The following is a 21,536-nucleotide window of genomic DNA, read 5'->3' on the forward strand; positions in this document are numbered from 1 at the left end:
TTCTAGTCCCGTTCTTCGAAGCTGAGTAAGACCTTGCCGGATGCAGCGGGGTCACGGGCGATTTCGAAGGCCGCAGCGGCCTCACCAACGGGGAAGACCTGGGTCACGATTCCGCCGACGTCGAGGGAGCCGTCGGCGAGAGCGGCCACGACCTCGTCGATCTCGTCATTGAACCGGAACGATCCGACGAGTTCCAGCTCGCGGACGATCGCCAGCGAGATCAGGGCCGGCTGCTCGCCAGACGGCAGCAGTCCGACCATCACGATGCGTCCTCCACGGGTGGCACCGCGCACCGCCGATTCGAGTCCCCGGTAGTTGCCGGACGACTCGATCACGATATCGGCGTCGACGCGCGCAATCGCGTCCGCATCGGTGGCGAGGAGCGTTTGGGTCGCACCGAGCAGGCGCGCCCTCGACAGGGGCGGCTCGACCGTGTCGACCGCGATGATCTCCGCTGCGCCATGGTGCCGCAGCACGGCGATCACGAGCGACCCGATCGGACCGCACCCGACAACGAGAGCTCGTCTGCCGCGCACCTCGCCTGCTCGCCCAACGGCGTGCCACGCAACGGCGGCCGGTTCCACGAGAGCGGCGTCGCGAAGCGACAGCCCCTTCGGGAGTTTCCGCAGCATCCGGCTGGGCAGCGCGACCCGCCTGGCAAATGCACCCGACCGGTGCGGGAACCGGGCAGCACTGCCGAGATAGGTCCCGCCCGGTGCAAGATTCGGCCGCTCGATCGGATAGCGACTGCCATCACCCGGCCCCGGCGTCAGGGGGTGTACCGCGACACGGGTCCCGGCAACGGGTCCGGATCCGTCCGCGGCCGACGTGACGACCGTTCCGACGATTTCATGCCCGAGCAGAAGCGGCTCTCGGAGAATGGATTCTCCGGCCGCCCCATCGAGCCAGTAGTGCAGGTCTGATCCGCAAATGCCACCGAAGGCGACCTCAACGACGGCCTCATCAGCCTCAGGCCGCGGCTCTCCGATGACCTCGACCCGAAGGTCTCCCTTGGCGTGGGCGACAACGCCGAGAACGCCGGTGTGAATATTCGACATGTTGGACTCCTCTGTCCTGTGAATGTGGTTCCGTTCGCTGAATCCGCTGTGTGCAGGCCAGGTTCCTGACCGGGTCTCGTCACACCACGGCGGTCATTCCGCCGTCGACGAAGATCGTCTGCCCGTTGACGAAGTCCGACGCGGGCGACACGAGGTAGATCAGGGTGCCGACCAGGTCTGCGACATCGCCCCAGCGTCCGGCAGGTGTTCGCGTGCGCACCCAGGAGCTGAAGGCCTCGTCCGCGACCAGAGCCTTCGTGAGCTCGGTCGCGAAATACCCGGGCGCGAGGGCGTTCACTTGGATGCCGCTGACCGCAAGGTCAGCACACATGCCCTTCGTCAGCATGGAGATTCCGCCCTTGGTCGCAGCGTATGGCGCAATGCCTGCTCGCCCGAGCTGGCTTTGCACCGATCCGATGTTCACGATCTTGCCGCTGCCGCGGGTCACCATCCCTCGAGCGGCCTGCTGGCCGACCAGGAATGCACCGGTGAGGTTGGTCGCGACGATGTCGTTCCAGTCAGTGAAGGTGAACTCGGTGAACGGGGCCCTGCGCTGAATTCCGGCGTTGTTGACCAGGATGTCCAGCACACCCCACTCATTCTCGATCGCCGCGATTCCATCGGCGACGGCGGCCGGGTCGGTGATGTCGAAGGTGGATGCGATCGTTTCCACCCGGCCGGATTTCTCCAGCCCGGAGCGGGCCGCGTCAACCTGATCGCGGTTGCGTCCGTGGACGACAACCCGCACTCCCGCGTCCGCGAGGCCGCCCGCGAGCGCAAGTCCGATTCCTCGGCTCGATCCCGTGACGAGTGCCGTCTTCCCCGAGACGTCAAATAGCGTGTTCATCAGTTCTCTCCTGTGTCTTTCAGTAGAACTCGACGGTATCGACCCGGTTTATCAGGGGTTGTCCGTCGAGGAAGCGAGTGGCATTGCGGGTGAAGAGCTCGGCGATCAGCCGGTCCTCTGCAGCGTTGAGAGCGGCGGTGTGCGGGCTGACCAGGACGTTCGGCAGGTCCCAGAATGGGCTGTCGGTGGCGAGGGGTTCTTCGGCGAACACGTCGAGGGCCGCGAACCCGACCCGGCCGTTCCGCAGCGCACGCAACAGTTCGTCCTGGTCGATGACGGTCCCACGTCCCACGTTCACGACGGTCGCGCCCGGCTTGACCCGGGAAAAGAACTCGCTGCCGAAGAGTCCGTTGGTCGCAGCGGTCCCGGGCAGGGTCGCGACGACAGCATCCAGCTCGTGCGCCACGGAGGGGATTTCTTCGGGCTGGATGAAGCGGGAGACTCCCGGGATGTCCTGCGAGCCGCGGGTCGTGCCGATCACGCGTGCGCCGAGTGCGGCAAGACGGGAAGCGACTCCGGCACCGATGCCACCGAGACCGGCGACAAGGACCGTCTGCTCACTCACAAGCCCCATGGTCCAGCGGCCACTCCAGGTGTGGTCGTGCTGCTGGGCAAGGAGGCGCGGCAATGACTTGGCGCCGGCGAGCACCCCGAAGAGTGCGAATTCGGCGAGGGGACCGCCATGCACGCCGGCGGAAGTCGTGAAGGCAACCCGTTCCAGCTGCGCCGCGCTGAGCTCTGCGGCGGCAACCTGTCCGCCGCCGCCCGCCGCCATGGTTTGCACCCAGCGCAAGCGCGGGTTGACTCCGACGGTCTTCTTCAGTGCCGCGGAATCGACGTCCGGGATGCCATAGAGCACATCCGCGCTATCGACGAGGGCCGTGAAACGCTCCTGCTGCGCAGCGGTGCGGTGGAAGGAAGGGTCGCCGTTGAAATCGCCGGGATGGCGCTGCGGGGGCAACAGCTCCTGATCGCGGATGAGCTGCAGGCGGGGTTCACCCGTTTCGATGCGGTGGCATAGTTCCTCGGACAGTGGAGCCGCGACAACGACTCGAAGGCGAGTATCTGATTCGATCACTGTATTTACCCTTTTCTGCGCCGAATAGGGGTCGGTGTGCGGCGCTCCTGAATGTCAAGCTGCATCCATCCTACTGAACAGAGTTCGCTAGAGTGAACGGCATGTCAAACCAACGTAGTTTTCCTGTTGCAAATTCGCTTACTGTCGGAGTCATTGGATTGGGAGTGATGGGCCGCCCGATGGCTGCAAGCCTCCTGCGCAGCCCTGCAGCCTCCTGGAACGTTGTCATCAGCGGACGAGGACGCGAACGCTATTCCGAACTCTTGGATTCGGGAGCCTCCTGGGCGGAATCCCCGCGGCGGCTCGCTGAACAGGCCGACATCATCGTCGACATGCTCCCGGACCTTCCGCAACTTGAACAGGTTCTGAACGGACCCGACGGTATCGTTTCGGGTATCACGACCCCCACTTTGTTGGTGATTTCCTCTACGTCCTCCGCGTCCGGCATCCGTGAGCTCGCGGACAGGCTCGCAACTGAGACCAACGGTCTCCTCCACGTCGTCGATGCCCCTGTGAGCGGCGGCGAAGACGGTGCGGTCGCGGGGACACTCTCGATTATGGTCGGCGGCAGCGCTGACGATGTCGACCTCGCACTGCCCGTGTTACGGGCCATCGGCGCCCCGGCGCACCTCGGTCCGCTCGGTGCCGGCGCAATCGCCAAGTTCTGCAATCAACTCATCGTGGCGGCGAATATTCTGGCGCTCGGCGAGGCTGCGGTCCTGGCGGAACGGAGCGGCCTCGACCTCGGCGCCCTCTTCGACCTTCTCGAAAACGGGTACGCGGGCAGCCGGGTCCTGGACAGCCGGAAGCGGCGTATCGTCGACGCGGACTATCGCCCGTCCGGAGTCGCGAGGTACATGATCAAGGACCTCCGCTACGCACTCGAAGAAGCCGATCGAACCGGCACCGATGCCGCTCAGCTACGTCTGCTGCTCGACACCTTCACCGATCTCACCGCACACGGTTTCGGCGACCAGGACATTGCGGTCACGCGGGCCTATGTCGAGTCGAAGAACCCGCCACCGGTCGCAGTCGCCTGACCGCACCCTGATGGTCCGATGTCTGCCACACAGCGGGCAGGCACCGGCTGAGAATCGCGCCCGCTCATCAACAGTCCCACTGTGGGAAAATCAGGTGAACCCTGGAGGTTTCCCATGTCAACCATTCCCACAGCACTTCCCGTCCTGCCGGCGTCCGTCCACCTCGCCCCCGGCGTCGGCGGGCTCCCCATCGTCCGTGTCACCGGCCGCGCCGGGTCGGCCGAGGTGTACCTGCACGGTGCGCACGTCGCCTCGTGGGTTCCGGCCGGCGGAGCCCCCGTGCTCTGGATGAGCGCGGCGAGCCGCTTCACCCCGGGCACCGCCATCCGCGGCGGAATCCCGATCTGCTTCCCCTGGTTCGGTCCGAACGCAGCGGATACGACGGCGCCGGCCCACGGGTTCGCCCGCGTGACCGAGTGGCAGCTGTCCGGCGCCGCCGAGGTCGCTGACGATGTGGTGCTGACCTTCCACCTGACGGACTCGCCCGCGACGCGCGCGTCGGCGTGGCCGCATCCGTTCGAAGCCCGCTACACCGTGACCGTCGGTGCGACGCTCCGCCTCGAGCTGACCGTGACCAACCGGGACACGGTGGCCGTGACCGTCGAGGAGGCGCTGCACAGCTACTTCGCGATCGACGACATCCACCGGACGACGGTCGCCGGGCTCGAGGGCGCCCCGTTCCTCGACAAGGTCGCGGGCGGCACGCTCGAGCCAGGGGCCGACGGCCCCGTTGGCTTCGTGGCGGAGACCGACCGGATCTACCCCGGCACCACGGCCACCACGGTCATCAAGGACGGGACGCGCAGCATCGCCGTCGCGAAGACCGGCTCCGAGAGCACCGTCGTCTGGAACCCATGGATCGACAAGGCCGCGGCAATGGCGGACTTCGGCTCCCAGGAATGGACCGGCATGGTCTGCGTCGAGACCTGCAACGTGGGCGCAGCCGCGATCACCCTCGCCCCCGGCACGAGCCACACGATGACAGCGGAGTTCACCGTCACTGAAGCAGCTTGAGAGTCACCTTTCCGGTCGAGAGTGACCGCTGTAACGGGCACTCTCGACCGGAAAGGTAGTGGTCAGGAGGCGGTCGGGGAGACCGGGGCGTCGCGGAGCAGCCAGCCGATGGCGTCCGCGGCGCTCCACCCTTCCGGATGTGCAGCGAGGAGCACGGCGGCCCCGTCGATGTCGTTGCCGAGCGTCAGCAGCGGCGCCTCGACGTAGCCGGTCTTGCGGGTCTGGCCGAGGCCGACGGTCGCGGTGAGCGCGTTGCAGAGGCAGGCGCGGCCGGCAGCATCCTCGGCGGTGCCTCCCTTGCGCACGTACATGTGCACGGGTTCGCTCGGGCAGCGGAACCCGACCGTGCCGTCCTTCTTCGCATAGGGCTCGCGCAGGTAGCTGAGGTCGCAGAGACGCACCCGGTCGGCGTAGACCGCCGGTTCGGACAACGTGCCCGGCAACTGGGCCACCTTGAACGGGAATCCCGTCGGCGAGGCGGCGGCGTCGGTGCGGATCGAGAGCTCCGTCGCGTCGAGGCGGCCGAGCACCTGGTCGCGCAGTTCGGGGGCGAGGCCGGACTCCTGGCTGAGCGCGAACAGGGTGCCGACCTGCACGCCCTGTGCTCCCGCGGCGAGCGCGACGGCGAGGCGTTCCGGCTGCCCGTAGCCGCCGGCGAGCCAGAACGGCAGGCCGAGTTCGGCGATCTTGACGATGTTCGCGTCGTCGCGCGGGCCGTAAATCGGCTGGTCGTCGTCGTCAAGGGTGAGCCGGCCGCGCGGGGGCGCGTTGTGCCCGCCTGCCGTCGGGCCCTCGATGATGAACCCGTCCGGGCGGATGTCCGCATCGCGCGCGAGGTAGAACGCGAGCACGTGCGCCGAGACGATGGCGAGGAAGAACGGGCGGAGTAGCGGCGGGAAGATCTCCGGCGTCAGCCCGAGGACGTCGACGGGATCCACGCTCACGGTGTGGACGGCATCCGCTTCGGCCCCGTGCACGTCGATGTCGATCGTGCCGACCCGGCCGGCGGCGAGCTCATCGAGGAGGTGCGGGATCTGGCGCGGGATGCCGGCGCCCATCAGGACGTAGTCGACCCCGGCGAGCATGGCGCCGAGTGCGGCCGGCGGGGTCGCCATCTGCACCTTCTCCATGTAGTTGATCCCGACGATCCCGGTGTGGCCCTCCTTGGCCAGCCAGACCTCGGTGAAGTTGCCGAGCACGCTGAGCTCCTGCTGCTCGCGGGTGGGCTTCAGGGACAGTTTGGGTACGGGAAGGTACGGCTCGCCCTCCGCGCGGCCCTCGGCCTGGAAGTAGCGCTCGAGAACGGGCCCGACCAGTGCGGGAACCGGGAACGCGGCGAGCGCCCGGCGGATGTGTCCGCCGGCGTCGCCGTCCTGAAGCCTGCGTGTGAGGACGGAGTCGAGGGCGACGCCGGAGACGACGCCGAGCTGGCCGGTGCGGGCCACCGCATTGGCGAGCCGCCAGGACGAGACGGCCATGCCCATGCCGCCCTGGATGACCACGGGCAGTGTTCTGTCGGACAAGAGGGCCTCCGTCGATCTGCGCCGGGGCGTCCGCCGCGAGAACGGGGGTGCCACTGCAGTCGCTGAGACCGGGGGTGATCAGTTGCAGGGCGCAGGGCAATCGTAACTCACGGCATATTCCCGAATCGGGTTGCATTCGGGCCGCGACCCCGTGACCGGGATACCGGATCGTGGCAGACTCGATGAGTAAGACGGAGATGGAGGCTGGCCTGCACCCGCGCCAGAGTCTGCGGGCAGGCATGTGATGACACACCATGTGAGACAACGCTTGTAAGCGAAAGGACGCTTGACATGAGTTTCATCGGATTTCTACTTCTCGGCCTGATCGCCGGCGCGATCGCCAAGGCCATCCTGCCCGGCACCCAGGGCGGCGGCTGGTTCGTGACCCTGCTCCTCGGAGTGGTGGGCGCGATCCTCGGCGGCTGGCTCGGGTCCCTCCTCTTCGGCGTCGGCATCGGCGATTTCTTCCAGCTGTCCAGCTGGTTGCTCGCCATTGCAGGGTCGATCATCGTGCTGCTGATCTATGGCGCCGTCGTCAACCGGAGGCACACCGCGTAGCGGCGGCCGCACACGCCCGGTGCATCACCACCGTCACCTGCGCTGCCCGCCTCAGAAACGGCAGCCGCGACTCTAGCGGTGCTCTGACACCGCGGTGACGTCGTGGAGGTGATGCACCGGGTCATGCACGAAGTACTGTCCCATCGTCGTCACAGTGAACCGGGCGCCGTCGCTGCGCCTGCCGACCCGACCGAGTTCGGCGGCGGGGACCGCGGTAAACGCAACGGCCGCGGATGCCGCGGCCTCGGCCAGTTCGACGGCGACCCGTTCCGGGGCCTGCTCGCCGTACCGTTCCGCCACGGCCGTCGCGTCCTGGTCCCAGTTCGGGAACAGGGGGTCGTCCTCCGAGCGCATCAGCGCGAGCCGGACGGTGAAAATACGGAACACATCGCGAACATGGGCGGCGTACTCCAGGGCGGACCAGGTGTGCTCGCTCGGCCGCACCGCGACATCCGCTCGCTCGAGCACGGGCAGCCAGGCCGCGGCGTTCTCGCGGATCAACCGTGGGATGTCCTCGAAGACGACATCCGCGGCGACGAAACCGCACTCGGGGCAGTGGCGCTCGAGCACCCAGGTCCAGTCCTTGGTGTCCGGGGGAATATTCATGCCGCGAGCCTACCAATCCGCTGTGAGGTTCATTCCGAACTACTGGCAACCGCACCCCCGCGGTCTCTACCAGGAGGAAATCTCATGCGCACTTCACCGAACCGCCTCGTCGCCACCGTCTTCGGAGCCGTCTACCTGCTCGTCGGCCTGCTCGGCTTCGCCGTCACGGGCGGGGTCAGCTTCATCGCCACCCAGGGCGGGCTCCTGCTCGGCCTCTTCGCCGTCAACCCGCTGCACAACGTCGCCCACCTGCTGATCGGCGCCGCACTGCTCATCGCCGGCCTCTCGGGCGTCACCGCGGCCAAGTCCGTCAACACCACGATCGGCGCGGTCTACCTGCTCCTCGGCATCGTCGGGTTCTTCATCGCTGGCTCGGAGCTCAACATCCTCGCCCTCAACACGCCAGACCACTTCCTGCACCTCGCCAGTGCGATCGTGCTGCTCGGTGCGGGCCTCGCCGCCGACAAGGTCGTCCGCCACTCCGCGGTCGCCTGAACCGCCGGCCGCTCCACACCCGCATTCGCCACGCAGCACGCCGCACCACGCATCCACGAACAGGAGCTTCGATGACCCCGATCAGCCGCCTCTGGCTCTCCTCTGCCGCCATCGGCGCGGGAACGATCCACCTCGCCGTGGGTGCGAGCGCCCCGGTGCTCCTCATGATCACCCTGGTCGGGCTCGGCGCTGCCGAGCTCGGCTGGGGCGCCGTAACGCTGGTCCGGGGGCGGGCACTCGCCCCCGGGGCAGCGCTCTTCGGAGCCCTGATCCCTGTCTTTGTCTGGGGCGCCGTCGCAACCCTCGGCAGCGGCCTCGGCGTGCCGGCGACCGCGACCGGCCTCCCGCTCCAGCCGATGGCCACCGCAACCCTCTTCGACCTCTTCCTGGCCGGCTCCCTTGCACTCGCCCTGCGCCGCACCCGCCGCGCCGCCAGCACCGGCACCACCACCACCACCGAGCGCGTTCCGAATTCAGGAGTTCAGGCCGAATCCGGCCCGAATCGCCCCGAGCCAACCCGAATCAGGCACCACGTCCTGGATTCGGCACACACCCCAGCGGGTGAGACGGCCGGCGGGTGGCGCTTCCTCGCGGCTCTCACGCTCGCCGCCCTCGTCGTCTCCGGGCTCACCACACCGGCGCTGGCCGCGACGGATGCCGGCGCGCACGCCGTCCCGCACGGCTCGCACGGTCTTCCCTCGGCCCCGACCCCCGAGACCCCGGCCGGCCACCACCACTAGCCGCGGGTCAGGACGCGGGCAGGGCGCCCTGGCTGCCCATGAACCGCTGCACGTCCTCGTCGACGATGATGTCGCTCGGCCGCAGCGGCCGGGTGAGGTAGAGCCCGTCGAGGCCGGTCAGCCGGCTGAGGGCAACGTAGGTCTGGCCGGGGCTGAAGACCCTGGTGCCGAGGTCGACGATCGCCCGTTCGTACGTCGCGCCCTGGGACTTGTGGATGGTGACCGCCCAGGCCAGCCGCAGCGGGAACTGGGTGAACTCGGCGACGACGTCCCTGCTGAGCTTCTTCGTCGCCTGGTTGTAGCTGTACTTGTACTTCTCCCACACGGCCGGCTCCACCTCGTGCGTCGTGCCGTCGATCTCGACGTAGACCGTCGAATCCACCTTCGTGACCGTGCCGATGCTGCCGTTGACCCAGCGCGCGCCGCCGTCGAGCGGGGAGTCGTTGCGCAGGAACATCACCTGGGCGCCCACCTTGAGCTCGAGCACCGCGTCCGCTGGATAGGTGCGGCCGCCGAAGTCACCGGTGACCTCTGCCTTCGCGGTGAGCGCCTTGCCCGGCAGTCGCTTGAGCGCGGCCGCGTTGATCCGGTTGACCGCGTCGTTGCGGGTGGCGAGGGTAATCACGCCCTCTGCAGGCGGGGTGCGGGCGCCCGCTGCGTTGAGCGCGCCGCCGATCTCCGCGGTGACCTGCCCGTAGCGCACGGCGTTCAGCATGTGCCGGAAGTCGGCATCCCGCTGCCGGTGCACCTCGGTCAGTTCGAAGATGCGCAGTTCAGCGCCCTTCCAGACCTTCGCGTCGAAGAACCACATCGACCGGTAGGTGTCGGTGAAGTACGCCCGCTCGTCGGAATCGCCGGGGACGGGCGCGAGCTGGTACGGGTCGCCGAACAAGACGATCTGCACGCCGCCGAAGCTGTCGTTCGGGCGCTGCCTGGCCTGCCGGAGGCTGCGGTCGATCGCGTCCATCAGGTCGGCGTTGACCATCGAGACCTCGTCGATCACGACGGTGTCGATCGTGTTGAGCAGCTTCTTGACCTGGTCGTTCTGGTCGATCGCGTGGTCGGCGATGACCCCGATCGGCAGCCGGAAGAGCGAATGGATCGTCTGCCCGCCCACGTTGAGCGCCGCGACACCGGTCGGGGCGGCGATCACGATCTGCTTGCTGGTGTTCCACGACAGGTGGTTCAGCAGCGTCGACTTGCCGGTGCCGGCGCGCCCCGTCACGAAGACGTTCTGGCGCGTGTTCTCGATGGCCTGGTAGACCTCGGCCTGCTCACGCGACAACGAAATCGGGGACACGGGTCGCTTTCAGTAGGAATGGAGGGAACATTCCACTGTATCCGCCCGGGCCGGTGCCGGGGGCGGATGCCGGGCATCCGTGGACATCGCAGCTCCCGTCCCGCACCCACGCACGCCGGCACCTCAGAATCGCGCCCGTAGAATGTGGACGTGAGCAACCGCGACCGCACGGCCCCGCGCGACCGGGGCCGAACCCTCGTCGCCGTCGTCGTGGTTGTCGTCCTCCTCGTCGCCGCGCTGTTCGCGGCGATCGGTTCGCTCAACCGCGAGGTGTACAGCGCGGGTGGTTTTGTGCGCCAGTACCTCGACGCCCTGGCCAGGCACGACACCGCGAGCGCACTCACCTTGCCGGGGGTGACCCCGACCACGGCAGAGCTGACGGCGGCGGGCCTGCCGACGGAACTTCCCGACACGCTGCTGCGGGCATCCGTGCTCAGTTCGATCACCGCGATCAGGCTCGTCAGCGACACCGTGAAGCCGGACGCCGCCGACACAGGCACAGGCACCGGCACCGGCACCGCCGAGGTGCACAGCGTGATCTACGCCTTCGACCTCGACGGTGCTCCGGAGACGATGGAGTTCCGGGTGGCCAGGGCGGGAACGTACGCGGCGGTCTTCGACTCGTGGCGCTTCGACACCAGCCCCCTCGCGGTGCTCGGCGTCACGGTCTTGCACGAGGCGAGTTTCTCGGTCAACGGCCTCACCCTCGACACGCGCGCGCACGCGGCGGCCGACGCCCCGGTGACGTTCTCGAACCAGGCCGCGTACCTCGCGTTCGCCCCGGCCCGGTACACGATCGCGCACGAGTCGGCCCTGCTGAGCGCGGCGCCGCAGTCGGTTCCCGTGACGCAGTCCGGGGCGACGGATGTCTCGGTCGACGCCGAACCGAACGCGTCCTTCGTCGGGCAGGTCCAGTCGGAGCTCAACGCCTTCCTCGATTCCTGCGCGACGCAGACGGTCCTGCAGCCCTCGGATTGCCCCTTCGGGATCGAGATCAACGACAGGGTCAAGTCGGTGCCGACCTGGTCGATTCCCGAATACCCGGCCGTGACGCTCGCCGCCGGGGACACCGCCTTCGACATGCCGGCGACGGCAGGCAGGGCGCACATCAAGGTCGCCGTGCAGTCGCTCTTCGACGGGGACCTCAGCACCCGGGATGAGGATGTTCCGTTCGCGGTCGCGATCCAGGTCGTGGTCGGGGCCGACGGGTCGCTCGCGATCCAGCTCCGCTGACCGATTCCGGCAGGGACTAGGGCTGCCGGGTGTCCCGCGAGGCGAGCCGCTCGAGCTGGGCGTTGTAGCGGATGAGCTCGGCCTCGCCGGTCCGGTCGGCGTTGCGGTCCTTGCGCCGGGTTTCCTTCTCGTCACTGCGGGACCACTGGATCGCGACGGCGATCGCGAGCGCGATCGTCGGGATCTCGCCGACGCTCCAGGCGATGCCGCCGCCCAGCTGTTGGTCGGCGATCGCACTGACCCCCCAGGTGCGGCCCATCGCGCCGTACCAGTCGGCGAGGAGCAGGCCCGTCCCGGTCATCAGGGCGACCCCGAAGAAGGCGTGGAACGCCATCGTGCCGAGCAGCAGCAGCAGCCGGAAGGCGTAGGGCAGCCGGTACGGCACCGGGTCGATGCCGATCAGGGACTGCACGAACAGGTACCCGGTGATCAGGAAGTGCACGACCATCCACTCGTGCCCGATATGGTCGGTCGTCGCCCAGCTGAACAGGTTCGAGTAGTAGAACACCCAGAGGGAGCCGGCCCAGAGCACTGCGGCGACGATCGGGTTCGTCAGGACGCCCGCGTACCGGGAGTGCACCGCGAGGAGGATCCACTCGCGGGCTCCGCGGCTCTCGTCGGTGCGCTTGTGGATGGCCCGGGCGGCAAGGGTGATCGGGGCGCCGGGCACGAGGAACACCGGCACGAGCATGGTGAGCGCCATGTGCATCAGCATGTGCGACGAGAACAGATACTTCGCGTACAGGTTGGCGCCGCCGTTGGTGATGTAGAAGAGGATGAGCATCCCCACCACCCAGGACACGGTCCGGTAGACAGGCCAGGAGTCACCGCGCTTGTGCAACCGGTAGACCCCGGCCAGGTAGAAGAAGATCCCGAAGGCGCAGAACAGCACCCAGGCCAGGTCGAAGTCCCACTCGGTGAAGTACCGGGCGAAGGTCAGCTCTGGCGGCAGCAGCTCGCCGGTGAGGATCTGCGCGGGGGTCGAGGTGGCGACCTGGGTCGCCACGACCTGGGCGACCGGGGTCGCGGTACGGGCGAGCGCCGCAGCAACCCCTGAGGCGAGTCCCATGAAAGCGAGCTCGCCGACCACGAGCCACCAGAACCAGGTGCCCGCGCTGCGGCCGGCGGCGCCCGGTCCCGCGAGCGTGGCCCGGCGCATCCGCTCGACGAGGAACCGGCGCTGCAACACACCGAAACCGCCGAGCGTGATGAGGGCGACGACCTTCACGAGCACGAGGATGCCGTACGGCGTCAGAAGCCGGTCGATGCTGCCGATCCGCAGTTCGGCGCTGACGTAACCGGAGGCCGCGACGACGATGAAACTCACGAGGGCGAGCGTCGAATACCGGCCGATGACGGCGTTGATACGCGTGCCCTCGAGCTGTTTGCGGAGCACGACGACCGTCAGGAGCCCGCCGAGCCAGATCGCCGCGAACACGAGGTGCAGTCCGAGTGCCGTGATCGCGACGTCGTGGCCCTGGCTGCCCGCTGCGTGGCCCTGGAGCGCCATCGGAACGAGGGCGCCGATCGCGAGGGCCGTGACGAAAACGAGCCCGGTCTGGCTGCGCACCGCGAAGCACAGCACCGTGACGCCCGCGGCGATGAGCGTGGTCGCGAGCCAGGCCTGGCCGAGTTCGATCTGGCTGAAGAACTGGCCGGCGGTCGCGCTGAAGCGGTCGTCGAAGGCCAACGGGACATCCGTCACCTGCAGGAAGGTCAGGAACCCGGTGAGAGCGGAGGCGGCGGTGAAGAGTGCCGCGGCTCCCGCGGCGAAGTCGAGCGAGGTGCCGTATGCGTTCTCGCGGGGGCTGAGCGCGAAGCAGGCGAGCACGAGGGCGCCGATCGTGCCCGCAGCACCGAGGTTGACGAGCAGCTTCGCCACCGGGAGTCCCCAGCGCACGAGCGGCCCCGGGTCTGCGAGCAGTTGCGCAGCAGCGCCGCCGCCGTAGGCGAGGGCCAGCAGGGTCGAGAGCACGGCCACCAGGAGGAGGGCTGCAGGACCGGAGATCCGCACGAGACGAGGCACGGCTCCAGCTTAACCGGCCAGCCGGGTGGGTATGCCGAGAGCGGATGCCACGGACCGGACGCAGAGGAGGGCGCCGGCCGAAGCCGACGCCCTCCTCTGTATGAAGCAGGTGAAGCAGATGAAGCGGGTGAAGCAGGTGGAACGGGTGCCGATGTTACTTGGCGGCGGCCTTCAGCTTGCTGCCGGCGGTCAGCTTGACGCGGTGGCCTGCTGCGATGGCGATTTCTTCGCCGGTCTGCGGGTTGCGGCCGGTGCGCGCCGCGGTGGCGGTGCGCTCGACGCCGAGCCAGCCCGGGATGGTGACCTTGCCGTCGCTCGCGACGGTTTCGGCGAGTGCGGCAAAGAATGCGTTGAGCACGCTGTCGACGGCAACCTGGCTCTGGCCAGAGTCTGCGGCAACCTTGGCAACGAGCTCGGTCTTGTTCAGCGACTTGTCAGCCATTGAGTGTCCTCCTCGGACCTTCGTCTGTAAAAAACAGGTATGCGGGTAATGCGGGCGACGCCAGAAGGCGCATCCGTTGGTCGGTTGGACCGCGTTGAATCTAACAGAGTTCCGGGAACTTCCGCGTATTTCCGGCGTTTTTCGGCATCTTGGGGCGCTTTTTGCCCTTCCGGGAGTGCCATTTCCGCTGTGCGCGGAATCCGGGGTCCCTCGACGAGACATCCGCCCGGGTACGAGAAAGGGGATGTCGACCGAAGTCGACATCCCCTCATTCGCGGAACCGGAGTTCAGCGAAGCGATTCAGCGGGTGTTACCAGCTGGACTTGGTGATGCCGGGCAGCTCGCCGCGGTGCGCCATGTCGCGGAAACGCACGCGCGAGATGCCGAACTTGGAGAGGTGGCCACGGGGGCGACCGTCGACGGCGTCGCGGTTGCGCACGCGCACCGGCGAAGCGTTGCGGGGAAGCTTCTGGAGGCCGAGGCGGGCTGCCTCGCGCGACTCGTCCGTACCGGACTCGTCGACGAGGGCCTTCTTCAGCTCCAGGCGCTTGACGGCGTAACGGGCAACAACGATCTTGCGCTGTTCGTTACGGGCGATCTTGCTCTTCTTGGCCATGTGTTAGCGCTCCTCTCGGAAGTCAACGTGCTCGCGCACTACGGGGTCGTACTTCTTGAGCACGAGACGGTCGGGGTCGTTACGACGGTTCTTGCGGGTCACATACGTGTAACCGGTGCCGGCCGTCGAGCGGAGCTTGATGATCGGGCGGACGTCATGCTGCTTGGCCATTAGATTTTCTCCCCACGGGCGAGCAGGTCCTTGACGACCGACTCAATGCCACGAGCATCGATAACCTTGATTCCCTTGACCGAGAGGGTCAGGGTGACGTTACGGCGCAACGAAGGCACGTAGTACTTTTTGGTCTGTACGTTCGGGTCGAAACGACGCTTGGTGCGTCGGTGCGAGTGCGAAACGTTGTGTCCAAAGCCGGGAACGGCTCCGGTCACCTGGCAGGTTGCTGCCATGGTTCTCCTCCAATACCGAAGGGCGAATGCCCTTCCCAAGATCTCTTGTCGGCCGGGCACAGCAGTTCCACTTCACTGGTTCAGAAAGCGAAGCCGATGTATTCCGGCAGTGCACGCAAAGATATGCGCAGCAACCGCCAACTCTACGGGTCGACGGGTGTCCGCGCAACTCCGCTCAGGCGATGGCGGCGGCGGCGGATGCCGCGGTGCACGCCGCGCACAGGCCGAACACGTCGACGACGTGGGCGGCCTGGGTGAAGCCGTGCTCGGCGGCGACGTTCTTCGCCCAGGTTTCGACGGCATCCGCTTCGATTTCGACGGTGAGGCCGCAGTGCCGGCAGATCAGGTGGTGGTGGTGGTCTGTCGTGCTGCAGGCCCGGTAGAGGCTTTCGCCGTCGGGCGACTGCAGGCAGTCGGCCTCGCCTTCGCCCGCGAGGTCGGCGAGGGCGCGGTAGACCGTCGCGAGTCCGATCGGGGATCCGGTGGCGTGCAGGCGGGTGTGCAGGCCCTGCACGCTCACGAATCCGACCGTGTCGCTGAGGGCGGTGCGCACGGCCTCGCGCTGCCAGGTGTTGCGCTTCATGACTCCCACCCTAGGCTCGCCCGGGCGGCGGCACGACCGGAAGCCGGCCGGGTGGGCAGGGCGGCGGTCCGGGAACTGCCGGCCCGGGAGCGGATCTGACGCACGGCGAGAGCCAGGAGGAAGAACGCTGCTGCGGTGAGCGCGATCGCGGGCCCGGCGGCGACGTCGAGGGCGCGCGAGAGCAGTACCCCGCTGATCCCGGCCGTCGCCCCGAGGACGGGTGCCGCGACGAGGATCTGCCCCGTGGTGCGGGCGAGCAGGCGTGCGGCGGCCGCGGGGGCTGCGATCAGGGCGATCGCGAGGATCGCGCCGACCGCGGGCATCGCGGTCACGACGGTCGCGGTGATGAGGCCCAGGGTCAGGAGTTCCATCGGCCATTCCCGGTATCCGGCCGCGCGGTATCCACTCGCATCGAAGGTCGAGAACAGCAGTTCCTTGCCGAAGAAGACGATCACCAGAACGGCGACCACGAGGACGCCGCCGGCGAGGCCGATGTCGGAACCGGTCGTGGTCAGGATGGATCCGACGAGGAACGAATCGACGTGAACGGGCAGCGACGGGTTGAGCGCCTGCAGGAGCACCCCGAGCGCGAAGCCCGCCGTGAGGACGATGCCAGAGGCCACCTGGCTGCCCTGGCGGCGCACCCGGCCGATCACGGTCATGATTCCGACGATGGCGATGCTCGCGACGAAAGCCCCGAGCGGAATGCTCAGCCCGAGCATGGCCGCGGCGACCGCGCCGGGGAAGGTGGCGTGGGTGAGGGCCTGGGCGAAGAAGGTGCGCCGGCGCAGCACGACAAGGGAGCCGACGAGGCCGCAGAGTGCGCCGATCACGGTCGCGGCGATGAGGGCGGTGCTGAAGTAATCCATCAGAGCACCGCCGCGGGCCGAGGCTGCGGCGCGCGCAGCCGGTCGAGCAGGAGTCGGCCGACGAGGGCGAGGGCGTACCCGGCGACGAGTACGAGCACGACGGTCGCGCCGCTCGGCAGGTTGATGCCGGCCCCCACGGATGCCACATAGCCGAGGGAGAGGCCGAGCCACGCCGCGACGGCGGCGAACACCGCCGCGACCGGGAACAGCAGCCACAGGCGCACGGTCACGAGCCGTGCGACCGCGCCGGGAACGATCAGCACCGCGAGCACGAGCAGGGTTCCGACGGCGCTCGACGCGGCGACGACGACGAGCGCGATCGCCACGTTGAGCACGAGGTCGAGCACGAAGGGCCGGTAGCCGACGGCGGAGAACCCGGTGCGGTCGAAGGCGCGGAAGAGTTGCTCCTTGAGTGTGACTCCCACGAGGAGGAGGGCGATCGCGCAGATCACGATCGTCTGGACGACCTCGACCACGCTGATCGTGAGCAGCCGCCCGAACAGGAGCTGTTCGAGCTGGCCGACGTAGTTGGTCTGCCGGGACACGACGATCACGCCGATGCTGAACATGGCCGTGAACACGATCGCGATCGCGGCGTCGACCGGCACAGCCTTGCGCATCAGCACCGCCAACACGATCGCAGTGAGCACTGCCGCGACGATCGCCCCCGCGAAGAGGCCCTCACGGCCGCCCCAGACGAACCCGATCGCGATGCCGGGAAACACCGCGTGGGTGAGCCCGTCGCTGATGAATTCGAGCCCGCGCAGGTTGACCAGCACGCCGACGATGCCCGCGACGAGGCTCAGCACGAGGAGCACCACGAGGGCGCGGGACATGAACGGCAGGGAGAAGGCGTCGAGAAGCGCGCCCCAGGCATCCACTCAGTGCCCCGTGTGGCTGGGCACGACGACGGTGTGCTCGTCGAGTTCGACCCCGACGGACCGGAAGGTGCGCTGGACGTTCTCAAGGCTGAGCACCTCGTCGAGTGGGCCGAAGGCGACCTGGCCGCCGTTCAGCAGCAGGACCGATTCGCAGACGTCGCGGGCGAGTTCGAGGTCGTGCGTCGAGATGAGCACGGCAACACCGTCGGCCTTGAGTCGCTTCACGGTGTCCACGAGCGCGTTGCGGTTCTCCTGGTCGAGGCCGTTGAACGGTTCGTCGAGCAGGAGCAGGCGGGGCCCGGATGCGAGGGCGCGGGCGAGGAGGCCGCGCTGCTGCTGGCCCCCGGAGAGTTCGCCGAACCGGGTCCTGGCGCGTTCGGAGAGGCCGACGGCCTCGAGGGCCGCTGCGACGTGCGCGCGGTCGCGTTTGCCGGGCAGGCGCAGCCAGCCGAGGGAACGGTATCGCCCCATCATGACCACCTGTTCGAGGGTGACCGGGAATTCCGGGTCGAGCTCGTCGGCCTGGGGCACGTACCCGACCGCGCCTGCGGGGGCCGGGGATTCACCGAGCACTTCGACCGTGCCTGCTGTGCGATGGATCAGGCCGAGCACTCCCTTGAGTAGGGTCGACTTTCCCGAACCGTTCGGCCCGATCAGGGCGACGGCCTCACCCGCGCGCAGGTCGAAGGCGACGTCTTCGAGCGCGGGCGTCTGGGCGTATGCGAAGGATGCCCCGGCCACGTGGAGGGCGAGCGGCGCGGCGGTCCGCGGTTGAGAATCGTTCTCGTTCACGTGTTCACTCTCGCAGGTCTGCCGGTACGGCGGTGGGGACTCTGCCCCAGGACTCGAGGATCAGGCGCACATTGTGCAGCTGAGAGGCGACGTAGGTGGCACCGTCGCTGCCGGCCGGGCCGAGGGAATCGCCATACAGGGCGTCGTCGCCGGAGTACACGGTGACGCCGGCCTGCCGGGCGATCGTGTCGGCGGCCTTGGGGCTGATCGAGGCCTCGGAGAACACGGCCTTGACGCCGGTGGCCTTGATCTTCGTGACGAGTTGGTCGATTTCGGTTGCGCTCGGTTCGGCGTTGTCGTCGAAGCTCGGGATCACGCTGCCGACGTAGGTGATGCCGTATGCGGCCGTGAAATAACCGAAGGCGTCGTGGTTGCTGACGAGAAGCCGCTCCGCGCCGGGGACCGGGTCGATGTTCGCGCGGATCCAGCCGTCGAGCGCGGCGAGCGTGCTTCCGTAGCCGGCGGCGTTGGCCGTGAAGGCAGCTGCCCGGTCGGCGTCGGCGGCACTCGCGGCCGCGAGACCGGCGGCGATGGTGCGGGTCATGGCTTCCGCGTTCGCGACGTCGGTCCAGATGTGCGGGTTGCCGCCCGCGTGGTCGTGTGCGGCATCCGCCGTGTGGGGGGCCTCGTCGTTTCCGGCGCCGCTCTCTGCGATCGTGATGCCCGCATCGGAGTCGATCGTGACGCCATGGAAGCCGGAGGCGTCGATCGCGTCGGTGAGCCATTCCTCGAGGCCGACGCCGTTGATGACGAGCACATCGGCGCGGCCGAGGGCGGTCAGGTCGGCCGCGGACGGGTCGTAGCTGTGCGCGCTCTGGTTCGGCTGGATGAGCTGGGTCAGCGTGACGCCCGGGGCATCCCCGATCACGTTGCGGGCAAGGTCGGCGACCTGGGTGGTTGTCGCGACGACCCGGAGGTCGCCCGATGCTCCTCCGGAGCCTCCGGCCGAACCGGGCGTCGTGGGCGAGCATCCGCTGAGGGTGAGCGCGGCCGCGGCCAGGAGCGCGGGTACGAGGATTTTCGAGGGGGTCACGTAAGCGACGCTATCCCTATTGATAATGATTGTCAAAACCATTAGGTGGGCTCGCCACCGCTTGGTGGCTGGCGGGCTAGACGACGCCGGAGGTGCCGAGCAGGGACCCGATCAGGAAGGTGACCACGAGCGCGGCGGCGCCGCCGAGCACGACGCGGATGATCGCCCGCAGCTTGGGGCTGCCGCCGAGGTGGGCGCCGGTCGCGCCGAGGGCGGCGAGGGCGACGAGCACGGCGCCGAAGGTGATCGGGATGCGCACACTCGCGGGCAGGAGCAGGATCGCCAGGAACGGGAGCAGCGCGCCGAGGGTGAACGCCGCGGCGGAGACCCAGGCGGCATGCCAGGCGCTGACGACGTCGTCTTCCGTGATGCTGTGCTCGGCCAGCAGGTGGGCGCGCACAGGGTCGATCGCGGTGAATTCCGTGGCGACCTGGCGGGCGGTCGCGGGCGCGAGGCCCTGCTTTTCGTAGAGTTTCGCGAGTTCCTCGAGCTCGCCCTCCGGGTCGATGCTCAGTTCGTGCTTCTCGCGCGCGATCAGGGTGCGCTGGCTGTCGCTCTGGCTGCTGACGGAGACGTATTCACCGAGGGCCATCGAGATCGCCCCGCCGACGAGACCGGCTGTGCCGGCCGCGGCAATGACTGCGGTCGAGCCGCTCGCGCCGGCGACGCCGACGACGAGGGCTGCGACGGAGACGATACCGTCGTTGGCGCCGAGCACCCCGGCGCGAAGCCAGTTCAGGCGGCCGGCGTGGCTCTCGGTGCGCTTCCGGTCGTCGGCTGCGGCTTCGACCGCAGGAGCGACGGGGGCGATTCTGGCGGGGGCGATGGAGGTCATTGGAACATCAGACCACAGGGAATCCACGTCCGCCAGCGTGGAAAGCCTTACCTCACCAGCGCGTTAAAGAGCTGGTGAGGTAAGCCTTCCCAAAGTCTGAACCCGCTATTCGAGGAGGAGGGCCGGTTCCTCGATGATGCTCGCGACATCCGCCAGGAAGCGGCTCGCCACGTCTCCGTCGACGACCCGGTGGTCGAAGCTCGCGCCGATGGTCGTGACCTGGCGCACGCGCACCTCGCCGTCGACGACCCAGGGCTTGGGCTTGATCGTGCCGAGGGCGACGATCCCGGCTTCGCCGGAGTTGAGGATCGGGGTGCCGGTGTCCATGCCGAAGACGCCGATGTTCGTGATCGTGATCGTGCCCCCGGCCTGGTCTGCCGGCGTCGTCTTGCCGTCGCGCGCCGTGAGGGTGAGCGTCTCGAGGGCGCGAGCGAGCTCGAGGAGGCTCATGTCCTGGGCTTCCTTGACGTTCGGCACGATCAGCCCGCGCGGGGTGGCCGCGGCGATGCCGAGGTTCACGTAGTGCTTGATGATGATTTCCTGATCGGTGAAGACCGAGTTCACGGTGGGGTTGCGGCGCACGGCCCAGATCATCGCCTTGGCCATGATCAGCATCGGCGAGACCCGCACCCCGGCGAAGTCGGTCGAGGCCTTGAGGCGCTTGACGAACTCCATCGTGCGCGTGGCGTCGACGTCGACGAACAGGCTGACGTGCGGCGCGGTGAACGCGCTGCCGACCATGGCCTGCGCGATCGCCTTGCGCACGCCCTTGACCGGGATGTGCTCCTCACGGTCGCTCGGCCACTCGGGCGTCTGGATGTTGCGGAACACGCTCGCCTGGGTCGCCCCGCGCAGCACGTCCTCGCGGGTGACGTCGCCGACGGGGCCGGTCGCCTCGACGAGGGCGAGATCGACGCCGAGGTCCTTCGCGAGCTTGCGAATCGGGGGCTTGGCGATGACGGGACCGGCGGATGCCGCGCGCGGCGCCCGCGCCTGGGCTGCGGCGGCCGGCCGGGGCGTTTCGATCGCGGGAGGAGCGATCGAGGCGTGCGGCGCGGCACCGTCGGATCCCCGACGGCGACGGGTCGGCACGCTCGGAGCGGCTCCCCGACCGACGAGCACCTTCGGCTCCTCAGCGGTGATGGTCGACCCGGTGTCGAGGGCTGCGCCGGCCAGCTCGGTGACGTGTGCGGCGGGGACCTGTCCTGCTCCGGCATCCGCCGTCACGGCAGCGGGAGCAGCGGCCGGAGCCGGACTGACGGCTGCGGGCTCCTCGGCGGGGACGATGGTGATGATCACCGTTCCGACGTCCACGGTCGTTCCGACCTCCACGAGGATGGCGCCGACGACGCCGACGAACGGAGACGGCAGTTCGACGAGCGACTTGGCCGTCTCGATCTCGACGAGCACCTGGTTGATCGACACGGTGTCGCCGGGGGCGACCCGCCACTCGACGATTTCAGCCTCGGTGAGGCCCTCACCGACATCGGGAAGGGTGAAGTTCAGGACGCTCATCTGGATTCCTTGCTGTGGGTCATGCGAGGTGCGGGGCGGTGCATG

The 21,536-nt window shown here is 68.3% G+C and carries 24 protein-coding genes; 6 read left to right on the plus strand and 18 right to left on the minus strand.

Going from position 1 to position 21,536, the window contains the following annotated elements:
• Window positions 1-2 precede the first annotated feature (2 nt).
• From E3O39_RS12145 to E3O39_RS12155, 3 genes are all read right to left on the minus strand, one after another.
• Window positions 3-1,058, minus strand: coding sequence for an L-idonate 5-dehydrogenase (locus E3O39_RS12145; protein ID WP_134448466.1), 1,056 nt, complete (start codon window positions 1,056-1,058; stop codon window positions 3-5).
• Window positions 1,059-1,137: 79 nt separating this feature from the next.
• The gene (locus E3O39_RS12150) at window positions 1,138-1,905 is read right to left on the minus strand and encodes an SDR family NAD(P)-dependent oxidoreductase (protein ID WP_134448468.1); all 768 of its coding nucleotides are present in this window, start codon (window positions 1,903-1,905) and stop codon (window positions 1,138-1,140) included.
• Window positions 1,906-1,924: 19 nt separating this feature from the next.
• On the minus strand, window positions 1,925-2,983 hold the full coding sequence (locus tag E3O39_RS12155; RefSeq protein WP_134448470.1) for a D-2-hydroxyacid dehydrogenase: 1,059 nt from the start codon (window positions 2,981-2,983) through the stop codon (window positions 1,925-1,927).
• 101 nt (window positions 2,984-3,084) lie between these two features.
• Here E3O39_RS12155 and E3O39_RS12160 point away from each other — a divergent pair, with 101 nt between their 5' ends.
• Window positions 3,085-4,023, plus strand: a complete 939-nt coding sequence (locus E3O39_RS12160; protein ID WP_134448472.1) for an NAD(P)-dependent oxidoreductase — start codon at window positions 3,085-3,087, stop codon at window positions 4,021-4,023.
• Between the two features lie 114 nt (window positions 4,024-4,137).
• Complete coding sequence (locus tag E3O39_RS12165; RefSeq protein WP_134448474.1) at window positions 4,138-5,037, plus strand: D-hexose-6-phosphate mutarotase; 900 nt, start codon at window positions 4,138-4,140, stop codon at window positions 5,035-5,037.
• Window positions 5,038-5,099: 62 nt separating this feature from the next.
• Here the strand turns inward: E3O39_RS12165 and E3O39_RS12170 are convergent, their stop codons facing one another.
• Entirely contained in the window at window positions 5,100-6,560 is a 1,461-nt protein-coding gene (locus tag E3O39_RS12170) for a nitronate monooxygenase (RefSeq protein WP_347233244.1), read from the minus strand.
• A 291-nt stretch (window positions 6,561-6,851) separates the two neighbouring features.
• On the opposite strand from E3O39_RS12170, the gene E3O39_RS12175 reads away from it, so the two are divergent.
• Window positions 6,852-7,118 (plus strand): GlsB/YeaQ/YmgE family stress response membrane protein, encoded by a 267-nt coding sequence (locus E3O39_RS12175; RefSeq protein WP_134448476.1) that lies wholly within the window; start codon window positions 6,852-6,854, stop codon window positions 7,116-7,118.
• Window positions 7,119-7,190: 72 nt separating this feature from the next.
• Here E3O39_RS12175 and E3O39_RS12180 read toward each other — a convergent pair whose 3' ends face one another.
• Window positions 7,191-7,724, minus strand: a complete 534-nt coding sequence (locus E3O39_RS12180; RefSeq protein WP_134448478.1) for a DinB family protein — start codon at window positions 7,722-7,724, stop codon at window positions 7,191-7,193.
• 84 nt (window positions 7,725-7,808) lie between these two features.
• Between E3O39_RS12180 and E3O39_RS12185 the strand changes: the two genes are divergently transcribed.
• On the plus strand, window positions 7,809-8,219 hold the full coding sequence (locus E3O39_RS12185) for a DUF4383 domain-containing protein (RefSeq protein WP_134448480.1): 411 nt from the start codon (window positions 7,809-7,811) through the stop codon (window positions 8,217-8,219).
• Between the two features lie 71 nt (window positions 8,220-8,290).
• Window positions 8,291-8,959, plus strand: coding sequence for a hypothetical protein (locus tag E3O39_RS12190; RefSeq protein ID WP_134448482.1), 669 nt, complete (start codon window positions 8,291-8,293; stop codon window positions 8,957-8,959).
• 7 nt (window positions 8,960-8,966) lie between these two features.
• Here E3O39_RS12190 and E3O39_RS12195 read toward each other — a convergent pair whose 3' ends face one another.
• The gene (locus E3O39_RS12195) at window positions 8,967-10,259 is read right to left on the minus strand and encodes an ATP-dependent RecD-like DNA helicase (RefSeq protein ID WP_134448484.1); all 1,293 of its coding nucleotides are present in this window, start codon (window positions 10,257-10,259) and stop codon (window positions 8,967-8,969) included.
• 150 nt (window positions 10,260-10,409) lie between these two features.
• Between E3O39_RS12195 and E3O39_RS12200 the strand changes: the two genes are divergently transcribed.
• Entirely contained in the window at window positions 10,410-11,492 is a 1,083-nt protein-coding gene (locus E3O39_RS12200) for a hypothetical protein (RefSeq protein WP_134448486.1), read from the plus strand.
• A gap of 16 nt (window positions 11,493-11,508) precedes the next feature.
• On the opposite strand, the gene E3O39_RS12205 is transcribed toward E3O39_RS12200, so the two are convergent.
• From E3O39_RS12205 to E3O39_RS12260, 12 genes are all read right to left on the minus strand, one after another.
• Window positions 11,509-13,518, minus strand: coding sequence for a cytochrome c oxidase assembly protein (locus E3O39_RS12205; protein WP_174774570.1), 2,010 nt, complete (start codon window positions 13,516-13,518; stop codon window positions 11,509-11,511).
• Between the two features lie 154 nt (window positions 13,519-13,672).
• Window positions 13,673-13,960 carry an HU family DNA-binding protein gene (locus E3O39_RS12210; RefSeq protein WP_134448488.1) on the minus strand — a complete coding sequence of 96 codons (288 nt, stop codon included), beginning with the start codon at window positions 13,958-13,960 and terminating at the stop codon, window positions 13,673-13,675.
• Between the two features lie 310 nt (window positions 13,961-14,270).
• On the minus strand, window positions 14,271-14,576 hold the full coding sequence (gene rpsN, locus E3O39_RS12215) for a 30S ribosomal protein S14 (RefSeq protein WP_134448490.1): 306 nt from the start codon (window positions 14,574-14,576) through the stop codon (window positions 14,271-14,273).
• 3 nt (window positions 14,577-14,579) lie between these two features.
• Window positions 14,580-14,747, minus strand: coding sequence for a 50S ribosomal protein L33 (gene rpmG, locus E3O39_RS12220; protein ID WP_134448492.1), 168 nt, complete (start codon window positions 14,745-14,747; stop codon window positions 14,580-14,582).
• A complete protein-coding gene (gene rpmB / locus E3O39_RS12225) occupies window positions 14,747-14,983 on the minus strand; it encodes a 50S ribosomal protein L28 (RefSeq protein ID WP_134448494.1) in 237 nt (78 codons plus the stop codon). Before rpmB ends, rpmG begins: the two co-directional genes overlap by 1 nt.
• 175 nt (window positions 14,984-15,158) lie before the next feature.
• On the minus strand, window positions 15,159-15,566 hold the full coding sequence (locus tag E3O39_RS12230; protein WP_134448496.1) for a Fur family transcriptional regulator: 408 nt from the start codon (window positions 15,564-15,566) through the stop codon (window positions 15,159-15,161).
• A complete protein-coding gene (locus tag E3O39_RS12235; protein ID WP_134448498.1) occupies window positions 15,563-16,435 on the minus strand; it encodes a metal ABC transporter permease in 873 nt (290 codons plus the stop codon). The genes E3O39_RS12230 and E3O39_RS12235 overlap by 4 nt, the downstream gene beginning before the upstream one ends.
• Window positions 16,435-17,316, minus strand: coding sequence for a metal ABC transporter permease (locus E3O39_RS12240; protein WP_134448500.1), 882 nt, complete (start codon window positions 17,314-17,316; stop codon window positions 16,435-16,437). Before E3O39_RS12240 ends, E3O39_RS12235 begins: the two co-directional genes overlap by 1 nt.
• Window positions 17,317-18,108, minus strand: coding sequence for a metal ABC transporter ATP-binding protein (locus E3O39_RS12245; RefSeq protein ID WP_134448502.1), 792 nt, complete (start codon window positions 18,106-18,108; stop codon window positions 17,317-17,319).
• 4 nt (window positions 18,109-18,112) lie between these two features.
• Window positions 18,113-19,141: a metal ABC transporter substrate-binding protein gene (locus tag E3O39_RS12250; RefSeq protein ID WP_198413434.1), complete on the minus strand. Its 1,029-nt coding sequence runs from the start codon at window positions 19,139-19,141 to the stop codon at window positions 18,113-18,115.
• Between the two features lie 76 nt (window positions 19,142-19,217).
• A complete protein-coding gene (locus tag E3O39_RS12255; RefSeq protein ID WP_134448506.1) occupies window positions 19,218-19,976 on the minus strand; it encodes a VIT family protein in 759 nt (252 codons plus the stop codon).
• 105 nt (window positions 19,977-20,081) lie between these two features.
• The gene (locus tag E3O39_RS12260; RefSeq protein WP_134448508.1) at window positions 20,082-21,491 is read right to left on the minus strand and encodes a dihydrolipoamide acetyltransferase family protein; all 1,410 of its coding nucleotides are present in this window, start codon (window positions 21,489-21,491) and stop codon (window positions 20,082-20,084) included.
• Window positions 21,492-21,536: the final 45 nt, after the last annotated feature.

Source organism: Cryobacterium sp. MDB2-A-1 (assembly GCF_004402675.1).
Classification (GTDB): domain Bacteria; phylum Actinomycetota; class Actinomycetes; order Actinomycetales; family Microbacteriaceae; genus Cryobacterium; species Cryobacterium glucosi.